The 6368-nt window shown below is 38.7% G+C and carries 12 protein-coding genes; 3 read left to right on the top strand and 9 right to left on the bottom strand.

Translation table 11 applies throughout. The annotated features are described in order from the left end of the window. The 3 genes from PAV_RS30270 to PAV_RS30260 all read right to left on the bottom strand — a co-directional run. Positions 1-455 (bottom strand): BRO-N domain-containing protein (locus tag PAV_RS30270; protein ID WP_040737388.1); only part of this gene is annotated, 455 nt, incomplete at its 3' end. Then, entirely contained in the window at positions 452-661 is a 210-nt protein-coding gene (locus PAV_RS30265) for a helix-turn-helix domain-containing protein (protein WP_005552287.1), read from the bottom strand. The genes PAV_RS30270 and PAV_RS30265, both read right to left, overlap by 4 nt. A 20-nt stretch (positions 662-681) precedes the next feature. Next, on the bottom strand, positions 682-909 hold the full coding sequence (locus tag PAV_RS30260) for a helix-turn-helix transcriptional regulator (RefSeq protein WP_005552286.1): 228 nt from the start codon (positions 907-909) through the stop codon (positions 682-684). A gap of 162 nt (positions 910-1071) precedes the next feature. Between PAV_RS30260 and PAV_RS30255 the strand changes: the two genes are divergently transcribed. Further along, positions 1072-1671, top strand: a complete 600-nt coding sequence (locus PAV_RS30255) for a LexA family protein (protein ID WP_005552283.1) — start codon at positions 1072-1074, stop codon at positions 1669-1671. Positions 1672-1685: 14 nt separating this feature from the next. After that, positions 1686-2900: a site-specific integrase gene (locus tag PAV_RS30250; RefSeq protein WP_005552282.1), complete on the top strand. Its 1215-nt coding sequence runs from the start codon at positions 1686-1688 to the stop codon at positions 2898-2900. A 217-nt stretch (positions 2901-3117) separates the two neighbouring features. On the opposite strand, the gene PAV_RS30245 is transcribed toward PAV_RS30250, so the two are convergent. Further along, positions 3118-3360 (bottom strand): hypothetical protein, encoded by a 243-nt coding sequence (locus PAV_RS30245; protein ID WP_005552281.1) that lies wholly within the window; start codon positions 3358-3360, stop codon positions 3118-3120. 199 nt (positions 3361-3559) lie between these two features. Between PAV_RS30245 and PAV_RS34040 the strand changes: the two genes are divergently transcribed. Next, positions 3560-3778, top strand: a complete 219-nt coding sequence (locus tag PAV_RS34040; protein WP_005552280.1) for a helix-turn-helix transcriptional regulator — start codon at positions 3560-3562, stop codon at positions 3776-3778. Positions 3779-3999: 221 nt separating this feature from the next. Here the strand turns inward: PAV_RS34040 and PAV_RS30240 are convergent, their stop codons facing one another. From PAV_RS30240 to PAV_RS30225, 5 genes are all read right to left on the bottom strand, one after another. Beyond that, complete coding sequence (locus tag PAV_RS30240) at positions 4000-4347, bottom strand: LytTR family transcriptional regulator DNA-binding domain-containing protein (protein ID WP_005552279.1); 348 nt, start codon at positions 4345-4347, stop codon at positions 4000-4002. A gap of 91 nt (positions 4348-4438) precedes the next feature. Continuing rightward, entirely contained in the window at positions 4439-4606 is a 168-nt protein-coding gene (locus tag PAV_RS35065) for a hypothetical protein (RefSeq protein WP_157267411.1), read from the bottom strand. Positions 4607-4827: 221 nt separating this feature from the next. Further along, entirely contained in the window at positions 4828-5151 is a 324-nt protein-coding gene (locus tag PAV_RS30235) for a YolD-like family protein (protein ID WP_040737386.1), read from the bottom strand. A gap of 113 nt (positions 5152-5264) precedes the next feature. Continuing rightward, complete coding sequence (locus PAV_RS30230) at positions 5265-5600, bottom strand: DUF4064 domain-containing protein (protein ID WP_005552275.1); 336 nt, start codon at positions 5598-5600, stop codon at positions 5265-5267. A gap of 173 nt (positions 5601-5773) precedes the next feature. Next, entirely contained in the window at positions 5774-6163 is a 390-nt protein-coding gene (locus PAV_RS30225) for a recombinase family protein (protein ID WP_005552274.1), read from the bottom strand. Positions 6164-6368 lie beyond the last annotated feature (205 nt).

Genomic DNA, 6368 nt, shown 5'->3' with positions numbered 1-6368 from the left:
GTGTTGGCTTTGATAAAGTCTCGTCTAACCGGTTGCCGCAAAGAACCACTTAGATTACGCATTGCTTCTCGCTGGTGATCCTTGTCCAACATGCGGAAGATTTGGAACCCTTCCAAACCAGTGGATTGGCGGAGCGCTTTAATGATGTCGAATACCCAATCCTGAAAAGCTTCAGCTTCCTTCTTCTTGCTTTTGAACACGAGCTTGTAAATCGACTTTTCGTTGATGATATTCATGTCAATTTCTTGCATCGCAGGCGAACCGTCACGCTTCTCGCCAGTCTTTACCCCTACCTTACTTGTAGTAACCCCGTCCTTAAGTCCGCTAAGAGCTCTTGTTACTTGCTTAAGCCCTAAAGCTTTTGTCACATCGGCAGCCACTGCCCACCAGTCATTAGGTTCCTTTTCGATAAACCGGATATCACAACCGTTCCAGTTCTCTACACGAATGTTCATGCTGGTTTATCTCCTTCCCACGATTTCTCTCCATTCCTTTCAAGTGATTCGATCCACTCCAAGAATGCCTCTTTTCGAATGCGCCGACTGTTCCTACTTTTGAAGCTTCGTAACTCCCCACTCGTACACCGCTTGTATACGGTATTAGGATGCCACTCCATAATTTCAGCAACTTGTTTAACGGTAAGTACATCAGGCAAACTCATCTGTGACACCTCCATTTTCATTATGTTTCGCAACTAACTACAGATTTTCTGTACTTCTTGCTGAAAAAAATGACGTCATTCATTCCCAGTTTTACCAATTCCACAAATCGAGCAGCTGTATCCATACGAAAAACCTTTCGATATTTTTCATATTGAATATATGTCTTCTCTGACATTCCCAGCTTTGCAGCCATCTCTACTTGTGTCATTCCGCTGATTGCTCTAGCTTGTTCAATGGTGAATTTCATGTGCATCACCTCCTGTGCTAATAACATACTACAGAATTTCTGTAGTTTCAACCAAAAATACAGAAATTCTGAATTATTTTTAAGATTAATCGGTATAAATTACATTTAAGCTGTACATAATTACAGCTATATGATACAATCATGTCAAAAGGAGGAAATGAAATGCGTGTAGGAGATATCATTAGGCAGTTACGAAAAGAACGGAAAATGACCCAAGGTGAGCTAGCCAGAAAATTAGGAGTAGCCCCCACGGCGGTATCCGCATGGGAAAGAAACGAAAATAGACCTCTGATGGACAAGTTATCAATAATTGCAGATATCTTTGAAGTTCCTCTTACACGTTTTTTCGAATCAGAGGAGTTTGGCGGAAATACCTCATCAGACATGATCCGCCTACCAATCGTTGGGCGCATTAGTTGTGGCAATGGAATTCTTGCATTTGAAGATGTTTCTGGTTACGAGCCAACACCAACAGAATGGTTAAATGGAGGAGAATACTTCTATTTAAGAGCACAAGGTGACAGCATGTCTGGAGCGAGAATTTATGAAGGTGACTTACTCTTGATCCGTAAGCAACCAGAAGTAGAAAACGGTGAAATAGCTGTTGTGCTGATTGGAGAAGAGGCAGTTTTAAAGCGTGTGTATAGAAATGGAGATCAGTTAGTATTGCAATCCGAGAATCCAAATTACCCTCCAATTTTTGCACCACCTACTGAAGCAAAAGTAATCGGAAAATTGAAAATGAATGTAATTAAGTATTAGAAGGAGATATTTTTATGGATGGTTCATTCAGACAACGCAATTGTAAGTGCCCGCCTGAACGTAAGCGCTGTACATGCGGAGCTAAGTGGCATTACCGTTATGACATTATTGATCCTGTGACAGGAAAAAGGAAGCAAAAGGAAACGCGCGGCTTTCGTACTAAAACTGAGGCTGAAGCAGAAGCGAAGAGAATTCAGTATGAATTGCAAGATGGAACTTACATAGAAGAAAAAGATGTAACATTTGATGATTTTGCTGAAACCTGGTTAGAGCTATACAAGAAGACTGGCGTTAAAATAAGCACCGTCCGTGTAAGATGTCATGAAATAGGTAGGCTTTCAACTCGTTTAGGAAAAATCAAAATGAAGGACATTACCAAACAACAATACCAGAAAGCTTTGGATGATTTTTTTGAAGAAGGATTAGCTGAAAATACCATTGACGGCATCCATCGTACTGGGCGTATGATTTTCAAAAAAGCCGTCGAATTAGAAGTTATTAAAAAAGATCCTTCTGAGTATGCTACGCCCCCAAAACGCCTGGTTACAATCGAAGAAATTGAACAAGGCGACGACATTCCCAAATATCTCGAGAAAGAAGAACTTGCCCATTTCCTTAATACAGCTAAAGAACATGGCTTGGACAGAGACTATGAGATCTTTTTGACACTAGCATACACCGGAATCAGAGCTGGTGAATTATGTGCCCTACAAGAACAAAATATTGATTTCAAGGAGCTAACGATCAGTATTTTCAAAACATATTACAACCCTAATAACAACATAAAACAATATATTTTACTTACGCCAAAAACTAAGACATCCCGAAGGATTATTGACATAGATGAATTTGTCTTGGATGTGCTAAGTAAACTTATTTACAAACAAAACGAGATAAAATGCCGATATAAAAGCACTTACCACGATAAAGGCTTTGTCTTTGCACAACAGAATGAAGAATATGCTGGTTATCCACCTTATGTAAAGTTGATAGAAAATCGTATGGAAAGATTATTAAAAATATCTGGCTTGAATCCAAATCTAACTCCTCATTCGCTCCGTCACACCCACACATCTTTATTGGCAGAAGCAGGGGTAAGTCTGGAACAAATAATGCACCGTCTAGGTCATAGTGACGACTCAACTACTAGAAATATCTATCTCCATGTAACTAAGCCCAAACGAAAAGAAGCTTCCCACAAGTTCGCAGAACTCATGAGAAGCTTTTAAAAATCCTTCGACCGTGGGCACATTGTGGGCAAATTGATATCCGGCTATCAATTTGCCCAGATATATCAAGGTTTTTAGACCTCGTTACATCATGCCGCCCATTTAGTTTTTGTTGTTTTATTAGTGCAATTGTGTGTTCTGGTGGCATTTAATTAGTGTTATTTGTTCATCTAAATACACCAAATTGCAGTGAGTTGGTTAACATCTGGTTGACATGTTAACAAACTGTTTCACCTGTTTTAAGCTTAATAAAGGTTGAGCAATATATGTATCCTTTTTCTATATATAAATCCTCTAACTCTGACACAATGTTCAAATCAACATTATATTTAATATGAAGCGTGTTCAACAATACCGCAAACCTCTTGTAAACGAAATCCTCTTCGTACTCACATTTCTGCATTATTGATTCTACAAGTCCGTTGTTTCCCTCTCCTAAATCCGATACAACTGTTTTCATTTGCATCGTCTCCTCTTGGTGGTTTGACATCTCTATATAATAGAAGTTTCTACTTTTGTATTGTTTAATTATATAAGAACAAGCGTTCTCATTCAATATAAAGTGGAACTATCCATTGCCTGCTTTTTCTGTAACAATGGAATACAGTTCATGATAAAATGATACTTAAAATATCTTTATATAGAAGGAGTCCGTATCTGTGGCATTCCATGAGGGGAGATGCCTACTGAAGCTCCGTCTAAAGGAACGCCGAATGTCACAAGCTGAGCTATCTAGAAAAACTGGATATTCGCCTCAGATCATCTCACATTATGCAAATGATCGCTCCCTAATGTCCATGTCCGTGGCAAGGACGGTAGCTCATTTTTTGAAATGTGACATGGAAGACCTTTATGAATGGCATTGGAGCAGTGATTAATGTGCTCCTCCCCTCATAGTAAGTATAGTGGTACTATACTTTTGTATCTCTACAAATGTCATATCCCTGTTCTATCCACTCCCCTTTTCAACAATTGTAAATGATTATTTTAATCATCAGCGCTGATTAACTACATTAAACAACACATGGCGCACTTTGTACACAACCGTTCGTCTGACGAACGGTTATTTTGGCATACACATTTCGACATAAATTGTCATTTATTTTATATCAAGAAACTCATCATTTATCTGATTAAACATACGCCTTGATATTATGCATATTTTCTCCGTTCCTTTAAAAGTAATGATTCTACTTGCTTTGTCGATACGTAGGATATTTTGTAAATTAACGGCATTGGTTCTGTCGACAAAACGTAAAAAAAATCCACAATTATTTAATCCAGTGACCCAAAACTTTGTTGGCCCAGGCAAGAAATAGTAATGATATTGAGTATGTACTAACACTCTATTCACACTCTTTTCAAATTCAAGATACAAAACGTTCTTTACAGATATCATAATTAATCCTTCTTCTCCTGATGGATCAATTGATACAGTGATTTTCATTAATACAGCACCTCCAATAGATGCTGTATTCCCTTTTGATGTATTACCTATACAATAAAAAAAGCTCCAGAAAAAATCTAGAGCTCAGACATCATTCATTAGAAAATGCTAAACCGTAAAACTCGCCGAAAGAAGTGTAGAATATCGCTACACCTTTTTCGTTCTCTTTTATCAATATGACATCCTTCTCTACATCTAATTCGACATAAGGGTCATCTGTATCCTTTGCACCTTCAATTGGAATAGCTAATACCTTCATATTATCATCCTTCCTTGTCATCCAGTATACCCAATGGTAAACCCACATAAAAGGATGGCCTTATCACGCATATACTGGCTTGTTACATTTAATACAGGTATATACTCCATTCAGCCATTTCCCCTTCATTGCGGCCTTGCAACTGCATAAATGGGGTTGTAGTGGAGCAATCGGTTTCCTAATTGTCTCCGGTGCACGCTGCAGTTCTTCCCGCCAATCCCTCATAATACAACCTCCAATACATCCTCGAAATTAATCCATTGCGTTTCTTTATCTAATTTGAAACGTCGCCTATGAATATCTATATCGACCACAATGCCGTTCACTTCTTTTCGTGCAAATGGATCAAACAATCGTACATTGATTTTTTCCCGCTCGGCCATAGACTGCTGCAGCCGTGACCCAATTTGTTCCCATTCTTGTTCGTCGAGTTCGGGGCGCTGCAGCCGAGTGCGTTCATGTTGATACATAAGCAACGCTTCTCTATGCTCCGGTAAAACAAACCGCGAGCTTTCATATCTTCCATTACCGTTCAGTTTACCCACGAAAGTCATCTCCATAGAACATTTGTTCTTATTATATACGAATGTGCGTTCTATATTCAATAATAAAAAATAACCACTCGATGTACTCGCAGTGGTTATTTTGAACATTATATTTATGCGCCTGCTACTTGTCCTTCTTTCTTCTTCGAGAAGATACCCATGAATCCCGCTACAATGAAAAGCACACCAGACAGAATGTAGAACATTGAAATGCTGATAAATCCGGCGATACCACTCACAAGCATTAACCATCCTGCTACTTTAGGTTTGCTCTTTGATAGAGCAGCTCCAACAATCCCTAGGATACTAAACAAAAGAGCGGATATCCCCAATCCAGTAACACTGGATGTACCTGTACTTGAAAGCGCAGCGTCTACCCCTCCAATAAACATAGCAATTAATGATGCAATAATACCGAAAATACCTCCAACTAACCCCATTGCGAACATATTTAAAGCCTCCTCGATTATGTAAACTCACTTAGTTTATTCTCCATAATTCGCCATTATCCTGCTTTTGAGATGAAAATTTTAGTTAAATAGCACTAGGAAACACTAGTAATAACGATGCAGTCAGATTTATAGGCGCAGTCTTTACCGACTATAAGATAAAAAGCCCCGGATTACTCCGAGGCTTCCTGTTCTTTTCTTATTTTATCAATGCCACAGATAATTTCTAGCTCATTAAAGCTCCTATCATTGGTATTAGCAGCCACTACGTTATAATTTGCTTTCTTAGCAAGCTGACAGAACTCATGCATTTGCATCGAGTCCCGGTGCAATCTATCGTACGAGCTAACAATCAGTGTTTCATTTGGATTTTCATCCATGAATTTTCTTACATTCTCTAACTCTGTACGGTTAGCATTAGCACTGACCCCGTGATCCATAAAAACATTCTCGACCTTGTATCCATGATCATCGGCATACTTTTTGCAGAGTTCCAGTTGAACATTGATGTCTTGTTCAGTAGTTGCTGTACGGCAATAAATAATTGCATTCTTTTGTCCCATTCAAATCAACCTCCGAAATATGATTTTTGATAGTTATTCATTTATATCATTCAAAATCAAGTCTAACCTAGACAGAAGTTCTGGAGCCTCTGTACGCACCATTTCCCGAATCTGTTGTATCTGCTCTATAGCCTTTGGGTACCCATTAATACAGGTAGCATAATATTCTGCAACTTCAGGATATAAGCCATATCCAGGCTCTCCA

Source organism: Paenibacillus alvei DSM 29 (genome assembly GCF_000293805.1).
In the GTDB taxonomy this organism is placed as follows: Bacteria; Bacillota; Bacilli; order Paenibacillales; family Paenibacillaceae; genus Paenibacillus_B; species Paenibacillus_B alvei.
Note: the sequence above shows the minus strand (reverse complement) of the source record. Positions and strands in the feature narration are given on the sequence as shown.